22 protein-coding genes are annotated in these 25,897 nt (G+C 56.6%); 14 read left to right on the top strand and 8 right to left on the bottom strand.

All coding sequences use genetic code 11. The annotated features are described in order from the left end of the window. Positions 1-71: 71 nt before the first annotated feature. A complete protein-coding gene (hemL, locus tag KB892_RS20985) occupies positions 72-1,352 on the bottom strand; it encodes a glutamate-1-semialdehyde 2,1-aminomutase (protein WP_002889272.1) in 1,281 nt (426 codons plus the stop codon). A 180-nt stretch (positions 1,353-1,532) separates the two neighbouring features. Here hemL and clcA point away from each other — a divergent pair, with 180 nt between their 5' ends. Both clcA and erpA read left to right on the top strand, forming a co-directional pair. Continuing rightward, positions 1,533-2,951, top strand: coding sequence for a H(+)/Cl(-) exchange transporter ClcA (gene clcA, locus KB892_RS20980; RefSeq protein ID WP_004151932.1), 1,419 nt, complete (start codon positions 1,533-1,535; stop codon positions 2,949-2,951). 81 nt (positions 2,952-3,032) lie between these two features. Then, a complete protein-coding gene (gene erpA / locus KB892_RS20975) occupies positions 3,033-3,377 on the top strand; it encodes an iron-sulfur cluster insertion protein ErpA (protein ID WP_002889275.1) in 345 nt (114 codons plus the stop codon). A 71-nt stretch (positions 3,378-3,448) separates the two neighbouring features. On the opposite strand, the gene KB892_RS20970 is transcribed toward erpA, so the two are convergent. From KB892_RS20970 to mtnN, 3 genes are read right to left on the bottom strand one after another with little or no spacing between them, the layout of a single operon-like run. Continuing rightward, positions 3,449-4,072, bottom strand: coding sequence for a TRIC cation channel family protein (locus KB892_RS20970; protein WP_002889277.1), 624 nt, complete (start codon positions 4,070-4,072; stop codon positions 3,449-3,451). A gap of 36 nt (positions 4,073-4,108) precedes the next feature. Further along, positions 4,109-4,909: a vitamin B12 ABC transporter substrate-binding protein BtuF gene (gene btuF, locus KB892_RS20965; protein ID WP_002889279.1), complete on the bottom strand. Its 801-nt coding sequence runs from the start codon at positions 4,907-4,909 to the stop codon at positions 4,109-4,111. After that, positions 4,902-5,600, bottom strand: coding sequence for a 5'-methylthioadenosine/S-adenosylhomocysteine nucleosidase (gene mtnN / locus KB892_RS20960; protein WP_002889282.1), 699 nt, complete (start codon positions 5,598-5,600; stop codon positions 4,902-4,904). Before mtnN ends, btuF begins: the two co-directional genes overlap by 8 nt. An 83-nt stretch (positions 5,601-5,683) precedes the next feature. On the opposite strand from mtnN, the gene dgt reads away from it, so the two are divergent. The 3 genes from dgt (at position 5,684) to cdaR (ending at position 10,090) form a co-directional block, all read left to right on the top strand. Then, positions 5,684-7,198, top strand: coding sequence for a dGTPase (gene dgt / locus KB892_RS20955; protein ID WP_002889284.1), 1,515 nt, complete (start codon positions 5,684-5,686; stop codon positions 7,196-7,198). A 134-nt stretch (positions 7,199-7,332) separates the two neighbouring features. Then, a complete protein-coding gene (gene degP / locus KB892_RS20950) occupies positions 7,333-8,766 on the top strand; it encodes a serine endoprotease DegP (protein WP_002889286.1) in 1,434 nt (477 codons plus the stop codon). Positions 8,767-8,932: 166 nt separating this feature from the next. After that, on the top strand, positions 8,933-10,090 hold the full coding sequence (gene cdaR, locus KB892_RS20945; RefSeq protein ID WP_002889289.1) for a DNA-binding transcriptional regulator CdaR: 1,158 nt from the start codon (positions 8,933-8,935) through the stop codon (positions 10,088-10,090). A 118-nt stretch (positions 10,091-10,208) separates the two neighbouring features. Here the strand turns inward: cdaR and KB892_RS20940 are convergent, their stop codons facing one another. The 4 genes from KB892_RS20940 to map all read right to left on the bottom strand — a co-directional run bounded on the left by KB892_RS20940 (position 10,209) and on the right by map (position 15,073). Continuing rightward, on the bottom strand, positions 10,209-10,595 hold the full coding sequence (locus tag KB892_RS20940; RefSeq protein WP_002889292.1) for a DUF3461 family protein: 387 nt from the start codon (positions 10,593-10,595) through the stop codon (positions 10,209-10,211). Positions 10,596-10,702: 107 nt separating this feature from the next. After that, a complete protein-coding gene (gene dapD / locus KB892_RS20935; RefSeq protein ID WP_002889295.1) occupies positions 10,703-11,527 on the bottom strand; it encodes a 2,3,4,5-tetrahydropyridine-2,6-dicarboxylate N-succinyltransferase in 825 nt (274 codons plus the stop codon). Positions 11,528-11,557: 30 nt separating this feature from the next. Then, the gene (gene glnD / locus KB892_RS20930; RefSeq protein WP_004151931.1) at positions 11,558-14,221 is read right to left on the bottom strand and encodes a bifunctional uridylyltransferase/uridylyl-removing protein GlnD; all 2,664 of its coding nucleotides are present in this window, start codon (positions 14,219-14,221) and stop codon (positions 11,558-11,560) included. 57 nt (positions 14,222-14,278) lie between these two features. Then, positions 14,279-15,073: a type I methionyl aminopeptidase gene (gene map / locus KB892_RS20925; RefSeq protein WP_002889297.1), complete on the bottom strand. Its 795-nt coding sequence runs from the start codon at positions 15,071-15,073 to the stop codon at positions 14,279-14,281. A 322-nt stretch (positions 15,074-15,395) separates the two neighbouring features. Between map and rpsB the strand changes: the two genes are divergently transcribed. The 9 genes from rpsB (at position 15,396) to bamA (ending at position 25,798) form a co-directional block, all read left to right on the top strand. Beyond that, complete coding sequence (rpsB, locus tag KB892_RS20920) at positions 15,396-16,121, top strand: 30S ribosomal protein S2 (protein WP_002889299.1); 726 nt, start codon at positions 15,396-15,398, stop codon at positions 16,119-16,121. Positions 16,122-16,240: 119 nt separating this feature from the next. Next, entirely contained in the window at positions 16,241-17,092 is an 852-nt protein-coding gene (tsf, locus tag KB892_RS20915; protein ID WP_004151930.1) for a translation elongation factor Ts, read from the top strand. A 150-nt stretch (positions 17,093-17,242) separates the two neighbouring features. After that, a complete protein-coding gene (gene pyrH, locus KB892_RS20910) occupies positions 17,243-17,968 on the top strand; it encodes a UMP kinase (protein WP_002889306.1) in 726 nt (241 codons plus the stop codon). 150 nt (positions 17,969-18,118) lie between these two features. Further along, positions 18,119-18,676 (top strand): ribosome recycling factor, encoded by a 558-nt coding sequence (gene frr / locus KB892_RS20905; protein ID WP_002889308.1) that lies wholly within the window; start codon positions 18,119-18,121, stop codon positions 18,674-18,676. 228 nt (positions 18,677-18,904) lie between these two features. Further along, the gene (gene ispC / locus KB892_RS20900) at positions 18,905-20,107 is read left to right on the top strand and encodes a 1-deoxy-D-xylulose-5-phosphate reductoisomerase (RefSeq protein ID WP_002889310.1); all 1,203 of its coding nucleotides are present in this window, start codon (positions 18,905-18,907) and stop codon (positions 20,105-20,107) included. 237 nt (positions 20,108-20,344) lie between these two features. After that, positions 20,345-21,103, top strand: coding sequence for a (2E,6E)-farnesyl-diphosphate-specific ditrans,polycis-undecaprenyl-diphosphate synthase (gene ispU, locus KB892_RS20895; RefSeq protein WP_002889316.1), 759 nt, complete (start codon positions 20,345-20,347; stop codon positions 21,101-21,103). Positions 21,104-21,115: 12 nt separating this feature from the next. Then, positions 21,116-21,973, top strand: coding sequence for a phosphatidate cytidylyltransferase (gene cdsA / locus KB892_RS20890; protein WP_002889318.1), 858 nt, complete (start codon positions 21,116-21,118; stop codon positions 21,971-21,973). An 11-nt stretch (positions 21,974-21,984) separates the two neighbouring features. Next, positions 21,985-23,337: a sigma E protease regulator RseP gene (rseP, locus tag KB892_RS20885; protein ID WP_002889320.1), complete on the top strand. Its 1,353-nt coding sequence runs from the start codon at positions 21,985-21,987 to the stop codon at positions 23,335-23,337. Positions 23,338-23,368: 31 nt separating this feature from the next. Further along, positions 23,369-25,798 (top strand): outer membrane protein assembly factor BamA, encoded by a 2,430-nt coding sequence (gene bamA / locus KB892_RS20880; RefSeq protein WP_002889322.1) that lies wholly within the window; start codon positions 23,369-23,371, stop codon positions 25,796-25,798. Positions 25,799-25,897 lie beyond the last annotated feature (99 nt).

Raw genomic sequence — 25,897 nt, 5'->3', positions numbered from 1 at the left:
TTTGGTAGCCCGGATAAGGCGCAATGCGCCTCCTCCGGGAAAATCCCTGCGCCACCAGGCATTCAAGCACCTTACAGCTTGGCAAATACCCGACGCGCGGCGTCGATGGTGTTGTCGATATCTTCTTCGCTGTGGGCCACGGACATAAAGCCGGCCTCAAACGCTGACGGCGCCAGGTACACGCCTTCCTCCAGCATCAGATGGAAGAAGCGCTTGAATCGTTCAACGTCGCACTTCACCACGTCCTGATAGCAGGTGACGGTTTCGGCATCGGTAAAGAAGATGCCGAACATGCCGCCGACGTTATTGACCACCAGCGGGATCCCGGCGTCACGCGCCGCATCCAGCAGGCCTTGCGCCAGCTGGTTAGTCAGTTCAGTCAGGGTTTCATGGACCCCCGGCTGCGCCACTTCGTTCAGGCAGGCGAAGCCAGCCGCCATGGCGATCGGGTTGCCGGATAGGGTGCCCGCCTGATAGACCGGACCGGTGGGCGCCAGGGCGTCCATCACCTCACGGCGGCCGCCGAAGGCGCCTACCGGCATCCCGCCGCCGATGATTTTCCCCAGACAGGTCAGATCCGGCTCCACGCCGTAGTAAGCCTGAGCGCCTGCCAGCGCCACGCGGAAGCCGGTCATCACTTCGTCGATAATCAGCAGGGCGCCAAATTCGTCGCACAGGGCGCGCAGGCCCGGCAGGAATTCCGGCTGCGGCGGAATGCAGTTCATATTTCCGGCCACCGGCTCGACGATGATGCAGGCGATCTCCTGCGGATACTGCTCGAACGCCGCGCGCACCGAGGCGAGGTCGTTATAAGTGCAGGTCAGGGTATGTTTGGCGAAATCGGCCGGGACGCCCGGCGAGTTCGGCTGGCCGAGGGTCAACGCGCCGGAACCGGCTTTCACCAGCAGGCAGTCGGCATGGCCGTGGTAGCAGCCTTCGAACTTAATGATTTTGTCGCGACCGGTGAAGCCGCGCGCCAGGCGAATGGCGCTCATGGTGGCTTCGGTACCGGAGTTCACCATCCGCACCATATCCATGGTCGGCACCAGCTCGGTCACCAGGGCCGCCATTTTCACTTCCATTTCGGTCGGCGCGCCAAAGCTCAGGCCGCGGGATGCCGCCTCGATCACCGCATTGCGGATAGCCGGGTGGTTGTGGCCCAGCACCATCGGACCCCAGGAACCGACATAATCGATATAGGCTTTCCCATCCACGTCATAGAGGTAAGCGCCATCCGCGCGTTCGATAAACAGCGGTGTGCCGCCGACGCCGGTGAAAGCGCGCACCGGCGAGTTAACGCCGCCGGGGATCAGTTCGCGCGCAGCGTGATACAGATTTTCAGATTTGCTCATGGCCAGGGTCCTGGTTCGTGAAAAATGTTTTATCGGCTATTCTAAGTTATTCCAGGATGGTTATGAAAGTTTTGCCCAATTGAAACAATGTGCCGCAAGGGCATTTTTTTGACGACGCAGCGCGCCGGGGCGGCTAAAATGCCGCTCTCTTCATTTGTATTACCAATAATTGATAACGGCATGAAAGCAGAAACTCCCTCTTTTGAAGCACATCAGTTTGTGCGGGTGCGTCGCGGCGATGCGGTGCGCCGTCTGATTCAACGCGATAAAACGCCGCTGGCGGTGCTGTTTATGGCGGCAGTGGTCGGCACGCTGGCGGGGCTAGTGGGCGTCGCCTTTGAAAAGAGCGTGAACTGGGTGCAGAACCAGCGGATCGGCGCGCTGGCGCAGGTGGCGGACCACTGGTATCTGGTCTGGCCGCTGGCGTTTATCCTGTCGGCGCTGCTGGCGATGGTCGGCTATTTTCTGGTGCGTCGCTTTGCGCCGGAGGCCGGCGGCTCCGGGATTCCGGAAATTGAGGGCGCGCTGGAGGAGCTGCGGCCGGTGCGCTGGTGGCGCGTGCTGCCGGTGAAATTCGTTGGCGGCATGGGGACCCTTGGCGCCGGGATGGTGCTGGGTCGTGAAGGACCGATGGTACAGCTTGGCGGCAACATTGGGCGCATGGTGCTGGACGTTTTCCGCATGCGCAGTCCGGAAGCGCGGCATACGCTGTTGGCGACCGGTGCGGCGTCGGGGCTTTCGGCGGCCTTTAATGCGCCGCTGGCCGGTATTCTGTTTATCATCGAAGAGATGCGCCCGCAGTTCCGCTACAACCTGATCTCCATTAAAGCAGTGTTTACCGGCGTGATCATGTCGAGCATTGTGTTTCGCATTTTCAACGGCGAAGCGGCGATCATTGAGGTGGGTAAACTAAGCAACGCCCCGGTAAATACCCTATGGCTGTATCTGGTGCTGGGCATGCTGTTTGGCTGCTTTGGCCCGCTGTTTAATTTTCTGGTGCTGCGCACTCAGGATCTGTTCCAGCGCATCCACGGCGGCAACATCAAAAAATGGGTGTTGATTGGCGGATTAATCGGCGGGCTCTGCGGTCTGCTGGGGCTGATGCAGCCCTCCGCGGTGGGTGGTGGCTTTAACTTGATCCCTATCGCCGCTGCCGGTAACTTCTCCGTCGGACTGCTGCTGTTTATCTTTATCGCCCGCGTGGTGACCACGCTGATCTGCTTCTCTTCCGGCGCGCCAGGGGGCATTTTCGCGCCTATGTTGGCGCTCGGCACGCTGCTGGGCACGGCGTTCGGCATGGCGGCTATTCCGCTGTTTCCGGCCTACCATCTCGATGCCGGCACCTTCGCGATTGCCGGTATGGGGGCGCTGCTCGCCGCCTCGGTGCGTGCGCCGCTGACCGGGATCGTGCTGGTGCTTGAGATGACCGATAACTATCAGCTCATTTTGCCAATGATTATTACCTGCCTTGGCGCAACACTACTGGCGCAATTCCTCGGCGGTAAGCCTTTGTATTCGACCATTCTGCAGCGTACTCTGGCGAAGCAGGAAGCCGAGCAGGCGGCAAAAGCGCAGCAGGCTCCCCGGGAGAATACTTGAACGATTTACCAGGGTATTAGATAATGGCTCAAAAGGTCCGGTTATTCTTTAACCGGCCGGAAGTATCAATGGGAGCAGAAAATGAGTGATGACGTAGCGTTGCCGCTGGAGTTTACCGAAGCCGCAGCCAATAAAGTAAAACACCTGATTGCGGATGAAGATAATCCGAACCTGAAACTGCGCGTGTATATCACCGGCGGCGGTTGCAGTGGTTTCCAGTATGGCTTCACCTTTGACGATCAGGTGAACGAAGGGGATATGACCATTGAGAAACAGGGCGTCGGCCTGGTGGTTGACCCGATGAGCCTGCAGTATCTGGTCGGCGGCTCGGTCGACTATACCGAAGGGCTGGAAGGTTCGCGCTTTATCGTGACCAATCCGAACGCGAAAAGCACCTGCGGCTGCGGCTCCTCGTTCAGCGTTTAAAGCGAGTTCTCCCCCAGCGGGAGGGAGCAAACCCTAAAAACGGTAACCTTAAGGTTACCGTTTTGCTTTTATTACCGACCGTTATCGTCCAGGGCAAACGTCGGCAGCTTCAGATGCCAGCGAATAGCCGCCAGACGAATTACCAGGGTGACCACCATCCCCATCATTGCCGAATTCTCCAGCGGGAGATGAAAGGTGTCGTGTGCCGTGGCGTGGACAATACCGCCGACGATACAGGCGGTGGCGTAGATTTCGGTACGCAGAATCATAGGAATTTCCCGCGCCAGCACGTCGCGAATAATCCCGCCGCCGACGCCGGTCACCACCCCCATGCACACCGCGACCAGCGGGCCGCTGCCAGCGAGAAAAGCTTTATTGACGCCAATGCCGACAAACACCGCCAGACCGACGGCATCAAGAACGGGCAGGATCCATTTCGGCAGCCGGCGAGGCTGGCGGACCAGCAGGATGGTCAGCATGCTGGTGACCATCGCCACCACCAGATCGGTGGGATCTTTGACCCAGAATACCGGGCCATTCGCCAGCGCCATGTCGCGGATGGTCCCGCCGCCTACCGCCGTCACTACCCCTAACACCAGCACGCCGAATGGGTCCATACGCAGTTTTCCGGCCAGCAGTACGCCGGAGATCGCGAAGACAGCTGTGCCAATAATATCCAGCCAATAGACAAGCATCGTTGATTCCCACTGAACATCCGGTGTGCCGGATGATTATTTTACCTGGTCAAGCGCCGCACAAAGTTGTTTGGCGGCGAGGATAATACGTGGGCCGGCGCGTTCAAACCAGTCGCTGTGTAACGCAATCAACGAAATGGTGAGCTGATGTTGCCAAAAGCGCTGCGCTTCGGCAATGCGGCTGGCATCCCCGGTCACCACGATCGCCTGCGGCTGGCGGGCCAGCACCTGTTCGCGGCTCACCTGCGGCCAGGGAACGCGGCTGGTGGCGAAGATATTCTCGCCGCCGCAAAGCCTTAGCACCTGATCCTGAATCGAACCGGGGCCGCTGGTGAACAGCGGTGCGGAGCCGAACTGCAGGAAGACGCGTTTCTTCGGCGCGTTGGCATAGCGCGCTTTCAACGCATCGTATTCCTGCTGCATCGCCTGCGCCGCCTGCTGCGCTTTTTCCGGCTGCGGGCTCCACTGCGCCAGCTCACGCAGGGTAGCGATGATCTCTTCTATGGTCGAGGTCTGTACCCACAGGACATGAATACCCAGAGACTGCAGCTGGTTAACCTGGCGTTCGGCATTGCCCCCGCGCCAGGCCAGCACCACGTCTGGCTTGAGCGCCACGATGCGTTCCAGGTTCATTCCCTGCCAGCTGGCAACCTGTTCGATCGTTTTGGCCTGCGAAGGATAATCGGAATAGCTGCTGACGCCGACCGGCGTGATCCCGGCGGCAAAGGCCAGTTCGGTATTGGCGGGGGAGAGGGTGATCACCCGCGGCGCGGCCAGCAGCCACGCCGGGGCGAGTAACAGCAGCGCGGCAAGCGCGAAGGATAGCGACTTAGCCACGTGCCAGGTTCTGTACCAGATTCTCCACCATCAGGGTGGACTGTCTGGCGGCGACCGCAAGGAACTCCTCAAAGCTGAGGTGGGACTGCTGGTCGGCCACGTCGGAAATAGCGCGAACTACCACGAAGGGAACCTTAAAGTTATGGCAGACGTGGGCGATGGCGGTCGCTTCCATTTCCACGGCGATCGCCTGCGGGAAATTATGGCGGATCTTCGCCAGACCGACAGAGCCGTTAATGAAGGCATCCCCGCTAACGATGAGGCCGCGAACGGCGTTGAGATCTAACGCTTTAATGCAGCTCTCTGCGGCGGCCACCAGTTTTTCATCCGCCTTAAAACCCGCCGGGCAGCCAGGGAGCTGGCCGTATTCATAGCCGAAGGCGGTGACGTCGGCGTCGTGGTAGCGCGCTTCATCGGAGACGACGATATCGCCGACCTTCAGCGTCGACGCCAGGCCGCCGGCAGAACCGGTATTAATGATCACGTCAGGCTGGCAGCGCTCCAGCAGCAGGGTCGCGCCCATCGCCGCCGCTACTTTTCCGATACCAGACTTCAGCAGAGCGACGTCAACGCCGTGAAGTTGGCCGGTATAGATTTCGCTTCCGCCAATGGTGATGGTCTGGCGGTTTTCGATTTTGTCGCGCAGAAGGGTAACTTCCTCTTCCATAGCGCCAATAATGCCAATTTTCATAGATTTACTCGCGATGTGTCAGGTTTAGTTGCATAGTCTATCATGCGCTTAAGGGGAAGCGTATTGCTCGCGCGGGAGAGGCTATGGCAAAGATTGATTTTCGCAACAAGATAAACTGGCGTCGACGCTTCCGTTCGCCGCCGCGGGTGGAGACGGAGCGCGACATCCTGCGGATCTTTGAAAGCGATCGGGGACGGATCGTCAACTCGCCGGCAATCCGCCGCCTGCAGCAAAAAACTCAGGTCTTCCCGCTCGAGCGCAACGCGGCGGTGCGCACTCGCCTGACCCACTCGCTGGAGGTGCAGCAGGTGGGGCGCTATATCGCCAAAGAGGTGCTGAGCCGGCTGAAAGAGCAGAGGCTGCTGGAAGAGTATGGCCTGGAAGAGCTGACCGGGCCATTCGAGAGCGTGGTGGAGATGGCCTGCCTGATGCACGATATCGGCAATCCCCCGTTTGGCCATTTTGGCGAAGCGGCGATTAACGACTGGTTCCGTCAGCGCCTGGCGCCCGGCGATGCGCTCGGGCAGCCGCTGATCGACGATCGCTGCGAAGTGCAGGCCTTACGCCTGCATGACGGAGAGACATCGCTTAATGCGCTGCGCCGTAAAGTGCGCCAGGATCTCTGCAGCTTTGAGGGCAACGCGCAGGGCATTCGTCTGGTCCATACGCTAATGCGTATGAACCTGACCTGGGCGCAGGTGGGATGTATCCTGAAATATACTCGTCCGGCGTGGTGGTCTGAGGAGACGCCGGCCAGCCACAGTTATTTAATGAAGAAACCTGGCTATTATTTAGCCGAAGAAGAGTATGTCGCGCGTTTGCGTAAAGAACTGGATCTCGCGCCTTACAATCGGTTTCCATTAACCTGGATTATGGAGGCTGCGGATGACATCTCATATTGCGTCGCGGATCTCGAGGACGCGGTGGAAAAACGTATTTTTAGCGCAGACCAGCTCTATCAGCATCTTTACGACGCCTGGGGCAGTCATGAAAAAGGCTCGTTATTTTCGCAGGTAGTAGAAAATGCCTGGGAGAAATCGCGAGCCAATTATCTGAAGCAGAGCGCGGAAGATCAGTTTTTTATGTATTTGCGGGTGAATACGCTGAATAAGCTGGTGCCCTACGCGGCGCGCCGATTTATTGACAACCTGCCGGCAATCTTCACGGGGGACTTTAATCATGCGTTGCTGGAGGACGACAGCGATTGCAGTCAGCTACTGGAGCTCTATAAAAATGTGGCGATGAAACAGGTCTTTAGCCATCCGGATGTTGAGCAGCTGGAATTGCAGGGCTACCGGGTGATCAGCGGCCTGTTGGATATCTATCAGCCGCTGCTGAAATTATCGCTGGAGGATTTCAGCGAATTAGTAGCGCAGGAGCGGGTACGACGTTTACCCATTGCCTCCCGGCTGTATCAGAAACTTTCGACCCGTCACCGGCTGGCCTATGTTGAAGCGGTAAATAAACTGGCGCGTACGGCGCCCGAATTTGCGCTGATGGAATACTATTATCGCTGCCGTCTGATTCAGGACTATATCAGCGGGATGACGGATTTGTATGCGTGGGATGAATATCGGCGACTCATGGCGGTGGAATAGGCTGGAGTTTTGTAAAGATGGACAATAAATTTTTACTTTTTCCAGAAACTTAATTCCGGAACTTAGCGTTATAAAATGACTCTGATAGTCACGTACACAGCAACTTTCGTTACCTGATATTGAGATTGAAACTGATGAAAAAAACCACGTTAGCAATGAGTGCACTGGCTCTGAGTTTAGGTCTGGCGTTGTCCCCGCTCTCTGCGAGCGCGGCAGAAACGGCATCTTCGGCCACTAATGCACAGCAGATGCCAAGCCTGGCCCCGATGCTGGAGAAGGTGATGCCGTCGGTGGTGAGCATTAACGTTGAAGGTAGCACCACCGTTAATACCCCACGGATGCCACGTAACTTCCAGCAGTTCTTTGGCGATAATTCGCCGTTCTGCCAGGATGGTTCTCCTTTCCAGAGTTCGCCGTTTTGCCAGGGCGGCGGACAGGGCGGTCAGCCTGACGGCGGCCAGCAGCAGAAATTTATGGCGCTGGGCTCCGGCGTCATCATTGATGCCGCCAAAGGGTATGTGGTGACCAACAACCACGTCGTGGACAACGCCACCACGATTAAGGTTCAGCTGAGCGATGGCCGTAGGTTTGATGCTAAAGTCGTCGGCAAAGATCCGCGCTCTGATATCGCGCTGATTCAGATTCAGGATCCAAAAAACCTGACGGCGATTAAGCTTGCCGACTCCGATGCGCTGCGCGTCGGTGATTACACCGTGGCTATCGGCAACCCGTTCGGTCTGGGCGAAACCGTGACCTCCGGGATTGTCTCCGCGCTGGGCCGTAGCGGCCTCAACGTGGAAAACTACGAAAACTTTATCCAGACCGATGCGGCGATTAACCGCGGGAACTCCGGCGGTGCGCTGGTGAACCTCAACGGCGAGCTGATCGGTATCAACACCGCCATTCTGGCGCCGGACGGCGGCAACATCGGTATCGGTTTTGCTATCCCGAGCAACATGGTGAAAAACCTGACCGAGCAGATGGTGAAATATGGCCAGGTGAAACGCGGTGAGCTCGGCATTATGGGCACCGAACTGAACTCTGAGCTGGCGAAAGCGATGAAAGTCGATGCCCAGCGCGGGGCCTTCGTCAGCCAGGTAATGCCAGGTTCGGCGGCCGCGAAAGCGGGCATTAAAGCCGGCGATGTCATCACCTCCCTCAACGGGAAAGCGATCAGCAGCTTCGCCGCGCTGCGTGCCCAGGTCGGCACCATGCCTATCGGCAGCAAAGTTGAGCTTGGTCTGCTGCGCGACGGCAAACCGGTGACCGTGACCGTCGAACTGCAGCAGAGCAACCAGACCCAGGTTGACTCCAGCACCATCTTCAACGGGATTGAAGGGGCGGAAATGAGCAATAAGGGTCAGGATAAGGGCGTGGTGGTCAATAATGTGAAAGCCGGTACCCCGGCGGCACAGATTGGCCTCAAGAAAGGCGACGTCATCGTCGGGGCGAATCAGCAGCCGGTGAAAAACATCGCCGATCTGCGGAAAATCTTCGACGCCAAACCGTCCGTACTGGCGCTGAACATTCAGCGCGGCGACGCCTCTATCTATCTGCTGTTGCAGTAACCGCCAGCGCTCGCTTCCCAGCCCCTTCCCTCGCCGAGGGCAGGGGCTTTTTTCGTTCTGTGACCGCCCCCACAACTCCACATATCTCACCCCGGCTTAGTGCAAATGCACAATGCAGCGCGACGATGACTCTTTTATGCTGGTGCCCAGCAAAGGGGAGGACTACATGGCTGGCTGGCATCTTGATACCAAAATGGCGCAGGATATTGTGGCGCGGACCATGCGCATCATCGATACCAATATCAACGTGATGGATGCCCGCGGGCGGATCATCGGCAGCGGCGATCGGGAAAGGATTGGTGAATTGCACGAAGGCGCGCTGCTGGTCCTCTCCCAGGGGCGGGTGGTGGATATCGACGACGCGGTCGCTCGCCATCTGCACGGGGTTCGCCAGGGGATTAACCTGCCGCTGCGCCTGGAGGGGGAGATCGTCGGGGTGATCGGCCTGACCGGCGAGCCGGAGTCGCTGCGAAAATATGGCGAGCTGGTGTGCATGACAGCAGAGATGATGCTGGAGCAGTCGCGGCTGATGCATCTCCTGGCCCAGGACAGCCGTCTGCGCGAAGAGCTGGTGATGAACCTGATTCAGGCGGAAGAGCATACCCCGGCGCTGAACGAATGGGCTCAGCGTTTAGGCATCGATCTCAATCAGCCGCGCGTGGTGGCGATGATTGAGGTAGACAGCGGTCAGCTCGGCGTGGACAGCGCGATGGCGGAACTGCAACAGTTACAGAACGCGCTGACCACCCCCGATCGCAATAATCTGGTGGCCATTGTCTCGCTCACGGAAATGGTGGTGCTGAAACCGGCGCTGAACAGCTTTGGCCGCTGGGACGCTGACGATCACGTCCGGCGCGTCGAGCAGCTTATCGCCAGGATGAAAGAGAATGGCCAGCTGCGCTTTCGCGTGGCGCTGGGCAATTTCTTCACCGGCCCAGGAAGTATCGCCCGCTCTTACCGTACCGCACGGACGACGATGATGGTTGGCAAGCAGCGGATGCCGGAGAGCCGCAGTTATTTCTATCAGGATCTAATGCTGCCGGTGCTGCTTGACAGCCTGCGCGGCGGCTGGCAGGCCAATGAGCTGGCCCGTCCGCTGGCGCGTTTGAAGGCCATGGACAACAACGGGCTGCTGCGGCGGACGCTGCAGGCGTGGTTTCGCCATAACGTGCAGCCGCTGGCGACGTCAAAGGCGCTGTTTATTCATCGCAATACGCTGGAGTACCGGTTGAACCGTATCTCGGAGCTGACCGGCCTGGATCTCGGTAGCTTTGACGACAGGCTGCTGCTGTATATCGCGCTGCAGCTGGACGAACAACGCTAAGACGTGGAGGCAAAAAAATGCCGGGCAGCGACGCGCCATACCCGGCCTGGACGATGCATGCTGTCTGGAGTGGATAGAGACCACCAGCCCGGCCAGGCAACGCGCCGCCGGGATGCTCTTACTTACGGGTGAGCTTTTCCAGATCGGCTTCGATTTCGCTGATCTTATTGGTGACCACGCTTTCCAGATGGCGTAAATCGTCGAGGATTTTACGCTTGAGATCGATTTCAGTGCGATCGCGCTGGCAGATCTGATCCAGCTCGTCGATAACGTAGCGCAGATTGGGGCTGATCTCCTGGACCTCTTTGTAGCCCTGGCCGACGCCGTCGGCGACGACGGTTTTGCGCTGACGCGGATATTTGAACTTCACGCTCTTGGCGAAGAATTCGCCTTTGTCTTTCTGAAAATAGATTTTCAGAATGTCGTTGTTAGCTTCCTGCCGCAGGCTATAGCGATCGATCTCATCAGGGTTGGTAATGCCAAGACTTTTCAGATTATCGTACATAACGGTACCTTTGATAGCATCATAACCATTGAATAATTAACGAAAAAATCCATTTTCGCCAGCATCAAATATAAAAAAAGCGGGATATCTCCCGCTTTTTATTTGCTTTAGTCGATGGTGCGCAGCAGTTCGTTAATGCCGACCTTGCCGCGGGTTTTGGCATCGACTTTCTTCACTATCACCGCGCAGTACAGGCTGTATTTACCATCTTTCGACGGCAGGTTGCCTGAGACCACCACCGAGCCAGCCGGTACGCGGCCGTAGAAGACTTCGCCGGTTTCGCGATCGTAGATTTTGGTGCTCTGACCGAGGTAAACGCCCATGGAGATGACGGAGCCTTCTTCGACAATCACCCCTTCAACCACTTCAGAGCGCGCGCCGATGAAGCAGTTATCTTCGATGATGGTCGGGTTCGCCTGCAGCGGCTCCAGTACGCCACCGATACCGACACCGCCGGACAGATGCACGTTTTTACCGATCTGCGCGCAGGAGCCGACGGTGGCCCAGGTATCAACCATGGTGCCTTCGTCAACGTAGGCGCCGATGTTAACGTAGGACGGCATCAGCACAGTGTTGCGGGCGATGAACGCGCCCTGGCGCACGGCGGCCGGCGGCACCACGCGGAAACCTTCTTTCTGGAAACGCGCTTCGTCGTAGTCAGCGAATTTCATCGGCACTTTATCGAAGTAGCGGCTTTCCGCACCATCGATAACCTGGTTATCGTTAATACGGAAAGAGAGCAGTACCGCCTTCTTCAGCCACTGATGCGTCACCCACTGACCGTCGATCTTCTCAGCGACGCGCAGCGCGCCGGAATCAAGAAGGGCGATAACCTGGTTAACCGCTTCGCGGGTCACGGTATCCACATTAGCCGGCGTAATGTCGGCGCGACGCTCGAAAGCGGACTCAATAACGTTCTGTAACTGCTGCATTGTTTCTTTCCATTCACTAAAAAAAATACGTCACCCTTTATCGTTTGGATTGAGGGCCGCTGTCAACCGTTGTTGCACTTCTTGTTGCAGCTCATTATTAAGGGCACGCCGGTCGGCGGTGGCGATTATAAATAAATCTTCTACTCGCTCACCAATTGTCGTAATTCGCGCCCCGTGAAGCGATATCCCGAGGTCGGCGAACACCTGCCCAACGCGGGCGAGCAGCCCGGGCTGGTCGAGCGCTATCAGCTCCAGAAACGATTTTCGGTCGGTATGGGTCGGCAGGAAATTCACCTCGGTGTCCACGGAAAAATGGCGTAGCTTTGCCGCCTGACGACGCGGGGCCGGAGGCTGCCAGCTGCGCTGAGTGATGGTCTGCTCCAGCCCCTGGCGGATCGCCTCGTGGCGGTCGGCGGAAAGGGGGCTGCCGTCGGGCTCAAGGACGATAAAGGTATCCATCGCCATACCGTCGCGGGTGGTGAAGATCTGCGCGTCGTGGACGCTGAGGTTGCGACGGTCAAGTTCGCCACACACCGCGGCGAACAGGTAAGGGCGATCCGGGCTCCAGATAAAAATCTCCGTACCGCCGCGGGTGGCCTGCGAGCTCAGCAGGATCATCGGTTTATTCAGATCGTGGCGCAGCAGGTTGCGGGCGTGCCAGGCGAGCTGCGTCGGCGTATGTCGCACGAAATAGTTGGCGCGGCAGCGGTTCCAGATCTGATGCAGCGCCTCTTCATTAATATTGTCCATCCGCAGCAGGGCCAGCGCCTGCAGCTGATGGTGACGCACTCGTTCGCGCATGTCCGGGGTGCTTTGCATGCCGCGACGCAGCTGCTTCTCGGTGGCGAAATAGAGTTCACGCAGCAGGCTCTGCTTCCAGCTGTTCCACAAGGTTTCGTTGGTGGCGCAGATATCGGCGACGGTCAGACACACCAGATAGCGCAGACGATTTTCCGTTTGCACCTCCTCGGCGAACTGCTTAATCACCTCCGGATCCTGAATATCGCGCCGCTGGGCGGTGACCGACATCAGCAGGTGGTGACGCACCAGCCAGGCGACCAGCTGCGTTTCGCGCGAGTTCAGCCCGTGCAGCTCGGCAAACTTCAGCACATCCTGCGCGCCGAGGATCGAGTGGTCGCCGCCGCGCCCTTTGGCGATGTCGTGGAACAGGGCGGCAATTAAGATCAGCTCCGGGTGCGTTAAGCGCGGCCACAGCTCCACGCACAGCGGGTGGCGGCTGCGGGTTTCTTCTTTGGCAAAGCTTTCCAGCTTGAGCATCACCCGGACGGTGTGTTCATCGACGGTGTAGGCGTGAAACAGGTCGAACTGCATCTGGCCGACGATATGCGACCACTGCGGCATATAGGCCCACAGTACGCTGTGGCGATGCATCGGCAGCAGCCCGCGACTTACCGCTCCCTGATGGCGCAGCATACTAAGAAAGAGCGTGCGCGCCTCCGGGATATAGCACAGCGGCTGGGTGAGATGACGGCGGGCGTGGCGCAGATGGCGCAACGTCGTTGAGTAGATGCCGGTGATGGTGCTGTTGCGCACCATGATATAAAACATGCGCAGAATGGCCTGCGGTTCGCGAATAAACAGCGTGTCGTCACGCAGATCGATAAGGGTGCCGCGCAGCTGGAAATCATCATCGATCGGGCGTGGTTTTTCATCCTCGGTCAGGGCGAGGATAGCCTCCTCAAACAGCTGAAGCAGCATCTGATTCAGCTCGCTCACCCGGCGGGTAACGCGGAAGAAGTCCTTCATCATATGCTCAATCGGCTGGTTGCCGTCGCCTTCATAGCCTAGCCGGCGGGCCACGCTGAGCTGGCGGTCGAAAAGCAGACGGTTGTCATAGCGCGTGAGTTCGAGATGCAGCGCGAAACGGATGCGCCACAGCTGATGCAGACACTCATTGAGTTCATTGCGCTCGGCTTCGGTCAGAAAGCCGAAGCCGACCATCTCATCCATTGAGGTGGCGCCGAAATGGCGGCGAGCCACCCACTGTAGCGTATGGATATCGCGCAAGCCGCCGGGGCTGCTTTTCACGTCCGGCTCGAGGTTATAGCTGGTGCCATGATAGCGCTGATGACGGACGTTCTGCTCTTCGACCTTGGCGGCGAAGAACTTTTCCGATGGCCAGAAGCCGTCGCTAAAAATATGTTTTTGCAGTTCAAGGAACAGCGCGACGTCGCCGATCAGCAGGCGCGATTCGATTAAGTTGGTGGCAACGGTCAGATCCGAGAGACCTTCCAGCAGGCACTCTTCGAGGGTGCGTACGCTGTGGCCCACCTCCAGCTTGACGTCCCACAGCAGGGTGAGCAGTTCGCCGACTTTTTGCGCCTGGTCGTCCGGCAGTTTTTTACGACTGAGGATCAGCAGATCGACGTCTGAGAGCGGGTGCAGTTCGCCACGGCCATAGCCGCCGACGGCGACCAGCGCCAGGTCGCTGACGGATTCAAAACCGCAGGCGATCCATAATCGCTGCAGCAACTGGTCGATAAATTCGGTGCGCGCCGCGATGAGCTGCTCCGCGACGATGCCGGAGTCAAACGCCTCGCCCAGCCAGTGCTGGAAGGTATCGATGTGCGCCTTGATTGCGGCACAGTTCAGATCGCCCTGGGGCCAACTCACCGGGTGTTCCGGCGGGACGGGCAGGAGAGGGGAGGCTGTGTCAGGTAATGAGTTGCTCATCGCGTCACCATAAGAAAAAACTATCTAATAAAAAAGCCGGCGGGCGCCGGCTTTTCATCATTCATCGTGCGAGATTATCGCCGGGATGGTGTCATCCTTGCGTAGCGTCAGAATTTCGCAGCCGTTGTCTGTCACCACAATAGTATGCTCGTACTGCGCAGACAAGCTCCGGTCTTTGGTTTTCACCGTCCAGCCGTCTTTCATGCTGCGGATCTCTTTTTTACCGGCGTTGACCATCGGCTCGATGGTGAAGGTCATGCCTGGTTTGAGTACGACGTTGGTCTCCGGCGAATCGTAGTGCAGTACCTGAGGCTCTTCATGGAAGCCGCGGCCGATGCCGTGGCCACAGTACTCGCGAACCACTGAGAAACCTTCGGCTTCCACAAATTTCTGGATCGCCGCGCCGATGGTGCGCAGGTTGATGCCTGGCTTCACCATTCTCAGCGCCAGGTACAGGCTTTCCTGAGTGATGCGGCACAGGCGCTCGCCGAGAATCGTCGGTTTGCCGACGATAAACATTTTGGAGGTATCGCCATGGAAATCATCTTTAATGACGGTCACGTCGATATTCACGATATCGCCATCTTTCAGCAGCTTGCCGTCATCAGGGATACCGTGACAGACCACTTCATTGACCGAAATGCAGACGGATTTCGGATAGCCGTGATAGCCGAGGCAGGCGGAAATGGCCTTCTGCTCGTTAACGATATAGTCGTTACAGATGCGGTCCAGTTCGCCGGTGCTGACGCCCGGTTTGACGTAGGGTTCGATCATTTCCAGCACTTCGGCGGCCAGACGGCCGGCAACGCGCATTTTTTCGATGTCTTCAGATGTCTTAATAGAGATAGCCATGGAGTATGTCCAGCAGTGTCGATATTTTCGACAATAATAGAGTAAGTCCTGTCAATGGTAACAGTCCGGGCAGGCTGGTGCCAAACTGAGAATCATTAACAGCACGCGACGTCAACAAGAGTTGGTGTCTGGATGGATTTTGTGGTATAAAGCGCGCCGGACTTCCGTTCCATCTCAGATACACAAGGATGGACGTAAGCGACATAGCTCACTTTGTGTAATAACACACACGTATCGGCACATATTCCGGGGTGCCCTTCGGGGTCGGTAATATGGGATACGTGGAGGCATAACCCCAATTTAATCTATAGAGGTTTTAAACATGGCAACTGTTTCCATGCGCGACATGCTCAAGGCTGGTGTTCACTTCGGTCACCAGACCCGTTACTGGAACCCGAAAATGAAGCCTTTCATCTTCGGCGCGCGTAACAAAGTTCACATCATCAACCTTGAGAAAACCGTACCGATGTTCAACGAAGCTCTGGCTGAACTGAATAAGATCGCTGCTCGTAAAGGTAAAATCCTTTTCGTTGGTACTAAGCGCGCTGCAAGCGAAGCGGTAAAAGACGCTGCTCTGAGCTGCGATCAGTTCTTCGTGAACCATCGCTGGCTGGGCGGTATGCTGACTAACTGGAAAACCGTTCGTCAGTCCATCAAACGTCTGAAAGACCTGGAAACTCAGTCCCAGGACGGTACTTTCGACAAGCTGACCAAGAAAGAAGCGCTGATGCGCACTCGTGAGCTGGACAAGCTGGAAAACAGCCTGGGCGGTATCAAAGATATGGGCGGCCTGCCGGACGCACTGTTCGTTATCGACGCTGACCACGAGCACATCGCTATCAAAGAAGCAAACAACCTGGGCATCCCGGTATTTGCTATCGTTGATACCAACTCTGATCCGGACGGCGTAGACTTCGTTATCCCGGGTAACGACGATGCAATCCGCGCAGTAAGCCTGTACCTGGGCGCTGTTGCTGCTACCGTTCGTGAAGGTCGCTCTCAGGACCTGGCTTCTCAGGCGGAAGAAAGCTTCGTAGAAGCTGAATAATAAGGTTTAAGCCCTTATTAGTACCGTGTATGAATAGGGGCCCATTATCGGCCCCTTTTTTCAATTTACGCTGTTTGGCCGTTGGCCGGGCAGTATCCACATCTCCCGAGGATTTTAGAATGGCTGAAATTACCGCTTCCCTGGTAAAAGAGCTGCGCGAACGTACTGGCGCAGGCATGATGGATTGCAAAAAAGCGCTGACTGAAGCGAATGGCGACATCGAGCTGGCAATCGAAAACATGCGTAAATCCGGCGCGATCAAAGCGGCGAAGAAAGCAGGCAACGTGGCTGCTGACGGCGTGATCAAAACCAAAATCGAAGGCAACTACGGTTACATTCTGGAAGTTAACTGCCAGACTGACTTCGTTGCTAAAGATGGTGGTTTCCAGGCATTTGCCGACAAAGTACTGGACGCCGCTGTTGCAGGTAAAATCTCCGACGTTGAAGTTCTGAAAGCGCAGTTCGAAGAAGAACGTGTTGCGCTGGTTGCTAAAATCGGCGAGAACATCAACATCCGTCGTATCGCTGTTCTGGAAGGCGACGTTCTGGGCAGCTACCAGCACGGTGCGCGTATCGGCGTTCTGGTTGCCGCTAAAGGCGCTGACGAAGAGCTGGTTAAGCAGCTGGCAATGCACGTTGCTGCAAGCAAGCCGGAATTCGTTAAGCCGGAAGACGTGTCTGCTGAAGTGGTAGAGAAAGAGTACCAGGTTCAGCTGGACATCGCGATGCAGTCCGGTAAGCCGAAAGAAATCGCAGAGAAAATGGTTGAAGGCCGCATGAAGAAATTCACCGGCGAAGTTTCTCTGACTGGTCAGCCTTTCGTTATGGAGCCGAGCAAATCTGTTGGCCAGCTGCTGAAAGAGCACAACGCTGACGTGACTGGCTTCATCCGCTTTGAAGTGGGCGAAGGCATTGAGAAAGTTGAGACTGACTTTGCAGCAGAAGTTGCTGCGATGTCCAAGCAGTCTTAATTTTTAAAAAAAGGAGCCGCCTGAGGGCGGCTTCTTTTTGCGCCCATTTTGTAAATTCAGCCAACTGCTTATAGTGGCCGCGCTGAAATGCGACATACAATGTCGCCGGAATTATCACATCTCATTCGTTGACAGTCTCAGGAAAGAAACATGGCTACCAATGCAAAACCCGTCTACAAACGTATTCTGCTGAAATTAAGTGGCGAAGCGCTGCAGGGCTCAGAAGGCTTCGGTATTGATGCAAGCATACTTGACCGCATGGCTCAGGAGATCAAAGAGCTGGTTGAGCTGGGTATTCAGGTTGGCGTAGTAATTGGTGGCGGTAACCTGTTCCGTGGTGCTGGTCTGGCGAAAGCGGGTATGAACCGCGTTGTGGGCGACCACATGGGCATGCTGGCAACGGTCATGAACGGCCTCGCAATGCGTGATGCGCTCCACCGCGCCTATGTGAACGCTCGTCTGATGTCCGCCATTCCGCTGAACGGCGTATGCGACAACTACAGCTGGGCAGAGGCGATCAGCCTGCTGCGCAACAACCGCGTAGTGATCCTCTCCGCTGGTACCGGCAACCCGTTCTTTACCACCGATTCCGCAGCCTGCCTGCGCGGTATCGAAATTGAAGCCGATGTGGTGCTGAAAGCCACCAAGGTTGACGGCGTATTCACCGCTGACCCGGCAAAAGATCCTTCTGCCACCATGTACGATCAGCTGACCTACAGCGAAGTTCTGGAAAAAGAGCTGAAAGTCATGGATCTGGCGGCCTTCACCCTGGCGCGTGACCATAAATTACCGATTCGCGTCTTTAACATGAACAAACCTGGCGCCCTGCGTCGCGTGGTGATGGGCGAAAAAGAAGGCACATTGATCACGGAATAATTCCCGTCAGCGCCAAATCCGGGTAATATTCCGCTTTACTTTCGCGGGGATATTGCCCGGTGATTTTCATTAAATCTGACTATACTTAGCTCATTTTCCGACGGGTGCCCCGTCTGGTCTGACTGAGACAAGCTTTCAAGGATTCGTAACGTGATTAGCGATATCAGAAAAGATGCTGAAATCCGCATGGAAAAATGCGTCGAAGCATTCAAAAACCAAATCAGCAAAATTCGCACGGGTCGTGCTTCTCCGAGCCTGCTGGACGGGATTGTTGTTGAATACTACGGTACTCCGACCCCGCTGCGCCAGCTGGCCAGCGTCACCGTCGAAGACTCCCGTACCCTGAAAATCAACGTCTTTGACCGTTCTATGTCCGCGGCCGTTGAAAAAGCGATCATGGCGTCAGACCTCGGTCTGAACCCAAGCTCTGCCGGCAGCGATATTCGTGTTCCGCTGCCGCCGCTGACCGAAGAGCGTCGTAAAGATCTGACCAAGATCGTGCGTGGTGAAGCCGAGCAGGCGCGCGTTGCCGTGCGTAACGTTCGCCGTGACGCCAACGATAAAGTCAAAGCGCTGCTGAAAGAAAAAGAGATCAGCGAAGATGACGATCGCCGTTCTCAGGACGACGTGCAGAAAATGACTGACGCCGCCATCAAAAAAGTTGACGCGGCGCTGGCAGACAAAGAAGCGGAACTGATGCAGTTCTAATGCTCTGCCCTTACTCGGGCCAGACAGGCTCTGGCCTGAGTAAAATCTGAAACGCCGTACAGAAGACTGTACGCTCAATTCTCGGGATTGCGTTGCAACCGCTGGCCTTGTAGCCTTTAGCGCTTAGTTGAAGGCCTAATGCCGCCGTCTCATCCCCGATAGTTGCTGCGTAGGGGCTTGCTGGCGGCGTTTTGCTTTTTATTCTGTTTCCACTCTTCTGGACGTCTCATGAAGCAATTAACCGTTCTCGGTTCGACCGGCTCCATTGGCTGTAGCACGCTGGACGTGGTGCGCCATAACCCTGGTCGCTTTTCCGTCGCCGCGCTGGTCGCGGGGAAAAACGTTGACCGTATGGTTGAACAATGCCTGGAATTTACCCCCCGTTACGCGGTGATGGACGATGCGCAAAGCGCTGAGCGGTTGCGCACCCGTCTGCATGAGCATGGCAGTCGCACCGAGGTGCTGAGCGGCCAGCAGGCGGCGGCAGAGGTCGCGGCGCTGGATGAGGTCGATCAGGTCATGGCGGCAATCGTCGGCGCGGCGGGACTGGTGCCGACGCTGGCGGCGATCCGCGCCGGGAAAACGGTATTGTTAGCGAATAAAGAATCGCTGGTGACCTGCGGTCGCTTATTCATGGAGGCGGTGCAACAGTCGGGGGCGCGATTGCTACCGGTCGATAGCGAGCATAACGCTATTTTTCAGAGTATGCCGGAGACAATTCAGCAGCATCTGGGATACGCTGATCTTGCCCGGAATGGCGTCTCGTCAATCCTGCTGACCGGCTCCGGTGGGCCTTTCCGCGAGACGGCCGTGGCTGAACTGGCGGCGATGACCCCGGATCAGGCCTGCCGTCATCCCAACTGGTCGATGGGGCGCAAGATCTCCGTCGATTCGGCCACGATGATGAACAAAGGCCTGGAATATATTGAAGCGCGCTGGCTGTTTAACGCCTCGGCCCAGCAGATGGAAGTGCTGATCCATCCGCAGTCGGTGATCCACTCGATGGTTCGCTATCAGGATGGCAGCGTGCTGGCCCAGCTTGGGGAGCCGGATATGCGCACGCCGATCGCCCATACCATGGGCTGGCCGCAGCGACTGAATTCCGGCGTTAAACCGCTGGACTTCTGTCAGTTGAGCAATCTGAGCTTCTCCGCGCCGGACTATACGCGATATCCGTGCCTGAAGCTGGCGATGGACGCGTTTGACGTCGGCCAGGCCGCGACCACGACGCTGAATGCGGCTAATGAAGAGTCGGTTGCCGCGTTTCTGCATGGCGATATCCGCTTTACCGATATTGCGGCGGTTAACCTGGCGGTGCTGGATAAGATGGACCTGCAGGAGCCGCAAAGCATTGATGATGTTCTGGTTATCGACGCCGAGGCGCGCGCAATCGCTCACCAGCAGCTGCAGCGGTTGGTTGCGCAGGCGTAACGCGGTGATATTTGTGGGCGCAAGGCTTCGGTGATATAGTCTGCGCCACCCGATCGTTGCATTTTGTTGTTAAAGATTACGGTGGCCGTGACAAAACACGGCTTTTTTGCGTAAAGCTTTTGGTTGTTCTCTGCGATTGGCTGCAGCCCCGGCACCGGATAAAAATGCGTATCCAGCGCGGCCCGGTGGCCTCTGTTTGGTGGCTAGTTAATCCTTATTATGGACTTAAAACGCGTGATGTTGTCTGCTAATCAAACTGTCAGCGAAATATCGCCCACCCATGGCTGCCGTCATGTCGCCATTATTATGGATGGCAACGGCCGTTGGGCGAAACGGCAAGGTAAAATTCGCGCTTTCGGGCATAAGGCCGGTGCGAAATCCGTGCGTCGCGCGGTCTCCTTCGCGGCGAATAATGGGATTGAGGCGTTAACGTTATACGCGTTCAGCAGCGAAAACTGGAACCGTCCGGCTCAGGAAGTCAGTGCGCTGATGGAACTGTTCGTCTGGGCGCTGGATAGCGAAGTCAAAAGCCTGCACCGACACAATGTGCGTCTGCGGATTATTGGCGACACCACGCGCTTCAATGCGCGCCTGCAGGAGCGGATCCGCAAAGCGGAAGCGCTAACCGCAAACAATACCGGCTTAACGCTGAATATTGCAGCCAATTACGGCGGTCGCTGGGATATTACCCAGGGCGTTCGTTTGCTGGCGAAACAGGTACAGGACGGGACGCTGCTGCCTGAGCAGATCACGGAAGACATGCTGAGTCAGCAGGTCTGCATGCATGAACTGGCTCCCGTTGATTTAGTTATTAGGACCGGGGGAGAGCACCGAATAAGTAACTTTCTGATTTGGCAAATTGCCTATGCCGAACTTTACTTTACGGATGTTCTTTGGCCCGATTTTGCTGAACAGGACTTTGAAGGTGCACTCCATGCCTTTGTTAATCGAGAGCGTCGTTTCGGCGGCACTGAGCCGGGTGGCAGTCATGCCTGATGGGGGTCACTTTTGCTGAAGTATCGCCTGATATCTGCTTTCGTCTTAATCCCCATCGTCATTGCGGCATTGTTTTTATTGCCGCCGATGGGCTTTGCTATCGTCACCCTGGTGGTCTGTATGCTCGCCGCCTGGGAGTGGGGACAACTGAGCGGTTTTACCTCGACGTCGCAGCGGGTTTGGCTGGCGGTGCTGTGCGGCCTTCTGCTGGCGGCGATGCTTTTTCTGCTGCCTGAATACCACTATGACGTTCATCAACCGATGGTTGAAGGGTCGCTATGGGCCTCTTTTGCCTGGTGGATCGTCGCGTTACTGCTGGTGCTCTCATACCCGGCGTCGGCGGCATTCTGGCGCCACTCTAAGGTGCTGCGCCTCATCTTCGGCATTCTGACCATCGTCCCGTTTTTCTGGGGCATGCTGGCGCTGCGCGCCTGGCACTATGCCGATAACCACTATAGCGGCGCGCTGTGGCTGCTGTACGTCATGATCCTGGTGTGGGGCGCGGACTCTGGCGCCTATATGTTTGGTAAAATGTTTGGCAAGCACAAGCTGGCGCCGAAGGTCTCACCGGGTAAAACCTGGCAGGGCTTTTTTGGCGGTTTGCTGACCGCGGCAGTGATTTCCTGGGCCTACGGCGTGTGGGCCCATCTTGACGTCACGCCGACGGTGCTGCTGGTCTGTTCGGTGGTGGCGGCCCTGGCTTCGGTGCTGGGCGACCTGACGGAAAGTATGTTTAAGCGCGAGGCCGGCATTAAGGATAGCGGGCACTTGATTCCCGGACATGGTGGTATTCTCGATCGTATCGACAGCCTGACGGCGGCGGTACCGGTCTTCGCCTGTCTGCTACTGTTGGTCTTCAGGACGATTTGACGGAAGGTTATATGCTGAGCGTGCTCTGGAATCTGGCGGCTTTTATCATTGCGCTTGGCGTACTGATTACGGTGCATGAGTTTGGCCATTTTTGGGTGGCGCGCCGCTGCGGTATCCGGGTTGAGCGTTTTTCTATCGGCTTCGGCAAAGCGCTGTGGCGGCGGATGGATAAGCAGGGCACAGAGTTCGTCATCGCCCTGATCCCACTGGGCGGCTACGTCAAGATGCTGGATGAGCGTGTTGAAGCGGTGGCGCCGGAGATGCGTCACTATGCCTTCAACAACAAAACCGTCGGTCAGCGTGCGGCGGTGATTGCCGCCGGCCCCATCGCTAACTTCATTTTCGCTATCTTTGCTTACTGGCTGGTCTTTATCATCGGCGTTCCCGGCGTGCGGCCGGTGGTGGGTGAAATAACGCCCAATTCGGTTGCCGCGCAAGCACAAATTGCAAAAGGAACGGAACTTAAAGCGATAGATGGTATCGAAACGCCTGATTGGGATGCGGTGCGTCTGCAGCTGGTGGCCAAAATCGGCAACCCGCAAACAATAGTTACCGTCGCCCCTTTCGGGACCAATCAGCGCCAGGATAAAATCGTCGATCTGCGGCACTGGTCGTTTGAGCCAGACAAGCAAGATCCCGTGACCTCGCTGGGGATCCAGCCGCGCAGCGCGCAGATTGATACGGTGCTGGCTGAGGTTCAGGCGGGATCGGCAGCCCAGAAAGCGGGTTTGCAAGCGGGCGACCGGATCGTTAAAGTCGATGGTCAACCGTTAACGCAGTGGATGACGTTTGTTAATCTGGTGCGCGATAATCCGGGCAAAGCGCTGGCGCTGGAGATTGAACGGCAGGGGAGTGTGCTGCCGTTAACCCTGACGCCGGATGCGAAAACGGTGAAAGGTAAGGCGGAAGGGTTCGCAGGGGTGGTGCCAAAGGTCATCCCGCTGCCTGAAGAATACAAGACAGTACGTCAGTACGGACCGTTTGCCGCCATCGCTGAAGCCACGGATAAAACCTGGCAGCTGATGTCGCTGACGGTCAGGATGCTGGGTAAATTGATAACCGGTGATGTCAAACTGAACAACCTCAGTGGGCCGATCTCTATCGCTCAGGGGGCTGGAATGTCAGCGGAGTTTGGGTTGATTTATTATCTGATGTTCCTGGCGCTGATTAGCGTGAACCTCGGAATCATCAACCTGTTCCCTCTACCCGTACTGGATGGGGGACATCTGCTGTTTTTAGCGATTGAAAAGCTGAAGGGCGGGCCGGTATCCGAGCGAGTTCAAGACTTTAGTTATCGCATTGGCTCAATACTGCTGGTGCTGTTAATGGGGCTTGCACTTTTCAATGATTTCTCTCGGTTATAAGAGAGTTTGTTAGGAAGAACGCATAATAACGATGGCGATGAAAAAGTTGCTCATAGCGTCGCTGCTGTTTAGCAGCGCGACTGTATACGGTGCTGAAGGGTTCGTGGTGAAGGACATTCATTTCGAAGGCTTGCAGCGTGTCGCTGTTGGTGCGGCCCTCCTCAGTATGCCAGTGCGTCCTGGCGATACGGTGACCGACGATGATATCAGTAACACTATTCGCGCGCTGTTTGCCACTGGCAACTTCGAGGACGTCCGCGTCCTGCGCGATGGTGATACCCTGCTGGTGCAGGTGAAAGAGCGTCCGACGATCGCCAGCATCACCTTCTCCGGCAACAAGTCGGTGAAAGATGACATGCTGAAGCAGAACCTTGAGGCCTCAGGCGTTCGGGTGGGCGAGTCGCTTGACCGCACGACCATCGCGGATATCGAGAAGGGTCTTGAAGACTTCTACTACAGCGTCGGTAAATACAGCGCCAGCGTCAAAGCAGTCGTTACGCCGCTGCCGCGTAACCGTGTCGATTTGAAGCTGGTCTTCCAGGAAGGCGTCTCCGCAAAAATTCAACAGATCAACATCGTCGGCAACCATGCGTTTTCGACCGATGAGCTGATCTCCCACTTCCAGCTGCGCGATGAGGTGCCGTGGTGGAACGTGGTCGGCGACCGTAAATACCAGAAGCAGAAGCTAGCGGGCGACCTTGAAACCCTGCGCAGCTACTACCTGGATCGCGGCTATGCCCGTTTCAACATCGATTCTACCCAGGTCAGCCTGACGCCGGATAAGAAAGGGATCTACATCACCGTCAACATCACCGAAGGCGATCAGTACAAGTTTTCCGGAGTGCAGGTGACGGGCAACCTCGCTGGCCATTCCGCGGAAATCGAAGCGCTGACTAAAGTTGAGCCAGGCGAACTGTACAACGGCGCGAAAGTGACCAGGATGGAAAACGACATCAAGAAACTGTTGGGTCGTTATGGTTACGCCTATCCGCGCGTGCAGTCGCAGCCGGAGATCAACGACAGCGATAAAACCGTTAAGCTGCACGTTAACGTCGACGCAGGCAACCGTTATTACGTGCGTAAAATTCGCTTCGAAGGCAACGACACCTCTAAAGATGCCGTACTGCGCCGCGAAATGCGCCAGATGGAAGGCGCATGGCTGGGCAGCGACCTCGTCGATCAGGGTAAAGACCGTCTCAATCGTTTAGGTTTCTTTGAAACGGTGGATACTGATACCCAGCGCGTGCCGGGCAACCCGGACCAGGTCGACGTTGTCTACAAGGTGAAAGAGCGTAACACCGGTAGCTTCAACTTCGGTATCGGCTACGGCACCGAGAGCGGCGTCAGCTTCCAGGCGGGCGTTCAGCAGGATAACTGGTTAGGTACTGGCTATGCTGTCGGGATCAACGGTACCAAAAACGACTACCAGACCTATACCGAGCTGTCGGTGACCAACCCGTACTTCACCGTAGACGGTGTAAGCCTCGGCGGTCGTGTCTTCTATAATGACTTTGATGCAAACGATGCGGATCTGTCTGACTATACCAACAAAAGCTATGGTACAGACATTACGCTGGGCTTCCCGGTCAATGAATACAACACGCTGCGCGCCGGCGTCGGTTATGTGCATAACTCCCTGTCCAATATGCAGCCGCAGGTGGCAATGTGGCGTTACCTTAACTCGATGGGCCAGTATCCGGACAACACCAACGACCGGAACTCGTTCAGTGCGAATGACTTCACCTTCAACTACGGTTGGACCTATAACAAGCTTGACCGCGGCTTCTTCCCAACGGAAGGTTCGCGCGTCAACCTGAACGGTAAGGTGACCATTCCGGGCTCAGACAACGAGTACTACAAAGCGACGCTGGATACCGCGACCTACGTGCCGATCGACAACGATCATCAGTGGGTAGTACTGGGTCGTACGCGCTTTGGTTATGGCGATGGTATCGGCGGCAAAGAGATGCCGTTCTATGAGAACTTCTATGCCGGTGGTTCCAGCACCGTGCGTGGCTTCCAGTCGAACACCATTGGTCCGAAGGCGGTGTACTTCCCGTCGAGCAGCCGTCATGATGGCGATAGCGGTTATACCAATGACTGTAAGAGCACCGAATCCGCACCGTGTAAATCCGATGATGCGGTTGGCGGTAACGCGATGGCGGTGGCCAGCCTTGAGCTGATTACCCCGACGCCGTTTATTAGTGACAAATATGCGAACTCGGTCCGGACTTCCGTCTTCTGGGATATGGGTACCGTATGGGATACTCACTGGGATTCGAGCGCGTACGCTGGTTATCCGGATTACAGCGATCCGAGCAACATCCGTATGTCTGCGGGTATTGCCGTGCAGTGGATGTCGCCGTTGGGGCCGTTGGTCTTCTCCTACGCCCAACCGTTCAAAAAGTACGATGGAGACAAAGCCGAACAGTTCCAGTTTAACATTGGTAAAACCTGGTAATTGTTGGCGGCAACGGAATGCAAGTGCAGTATAGCGCTGACCGTAGGCGATAACGCGTTTATCGCCTCGCCACGCAAATAACGGTACCCCTGGGTACTC

This window comes from Klebsiella sp. P1927 (assembly GCF_018204675.1).
In the GTDB taxonomy this organism is placed as follows: Bacteria; Pseudomonadota; Gammaproteobacteria; order Enterobacterales; family Enterobacteriaceae; genus Klebsiella; species Klebsiella pneumoniae.
The sequence above is the reverse complement of the archived record's forward strand: the minus strand, read 5'-3'. Positions and strand labels throughout refer to the sequence as shown.

Bases quoted from the DNA above. Each gene is read 5' to 3' on its own strand.
- degP (WP_002889286.1), top strand. From the start codon at position 7,333: ATGAAAAAAACCACGTTAGCAATGAGTGCACTGGCTCTGAGTTTAGGT.
- tsf (WP_004151930.1), top strand. From the start codon at position 16,241: ATGGCTGAAATTACCGCTTCCCTGGTAAAAGAGCTGCGCGAACGTACT.
- dgt (WP_002889284.1), top strand. From the start codon at position 5,684: ATGGCAAAGATTGATTTTCGCAACAAGATAAACTGGCGTCGACGCTTC.
- mtnN (WP_002889282.1), bottom strand. From the start codon at position 5,600: ATGAAAATTGGCATTATTGGCGCTATGGAAGAGGAAGTTACCCTTCTG.
- map (WP_002889297.1), bottom strand. From the start codon at position 15,073: ATGGCTATCTCTATTAAGACATCTGAAGACATCGAAAAAATGCGCGTT.
- dapD (WP_002889295.1), bottom strand. From the start codon at position 11,527: ATGCAGCAGTTACAGAACGTTATTGAGTCCGCTTTCGAGCGTCGCGCC.
- KB892_RS20940 (WP_002889292.1), bottom strand. From the start codon at position 10,595: ATGTACGATAATCTGAAAAGTCTTGGCATTACCAACCCTGATGAGATC.
- rpsB (WP_002889299.1), top strand. From the start codon at position 15,396: ATGGCAACTGTTTCCATGCGCGACATGCTCAAGGCTGGTGTTCACTTC.
- erpA (WP_002889275.1), top strand. From the start codon at position 3,033: ATGAGTGATGACGTAGCGTTGCCGCTGGAGTTTACCGAAGCCGCAGCC.
- cdaR (WP_002889289.1), top strand. From the start codon at position 8,933: ATGGCTGGCTGGCATCTTGATACCAAAATGGCGCAGGATATTGTGGCG.
- glnD (WP_004151931.1), bottom strand. From the start codon at position 14,221: ATGAGCAACTCATTACCTGACACAGCCTCCCCTCTCCTGCCCGTCCCG.
- pyrH (WP_002889306.1), top strand. From the start codon at position 17,243: ATGGCTACCAATGCAAAACCCGTCTACAAACGTATTCTGCTGAAATTA.
- rseP (WP_002889320.1), top strand. From the start codon at position 21,985: ATGCTGAGCGTGCTCTGGAATCTGGCGGCTTTTATCATTGCGCTTGGC.
- clcA (WP_004151932.1), top strand. From the start codon at position 1,533: ATGAAAGCAGAAACTCCCTCTTTTGAAGCACATCAGTTTGTGCGGGTG.
- bamA (WP_002889322.1), top strand. From the start codon at position 23,369: ATGGCGATGAAAAAGTTGCTCATAGCGTCGCTGCTGTTTAGCAGCGCG.
- ispC (WP_002889310.1), top strand. From the start codon at position 18,905: ATGAAGCAATTAACCGTTCTCGGTTCGACCGGCTCCATTGGCTGTAGC.
- KB892_RS20970 (WP_002889277.1), bottom strand. From the start codon at position 4,072: ATGCTTGTCTATTGGCTGGATATTATTGGCACAGCTGTCTTCGCGATC.
- ispU (WP_002889316.1), top strand. From the start codon at position 20,345: ATGTTGTCTGCTAATCAAACTGTCAGCGAAATATCGCCCACCCATGGC.
- hemL (WP_002889272.1), bottom strand. From the start codon at position 1,352: ATGAGCAAATCTGAAAATCTGTATCACGCTGCGCGCGAACTGATCCCC.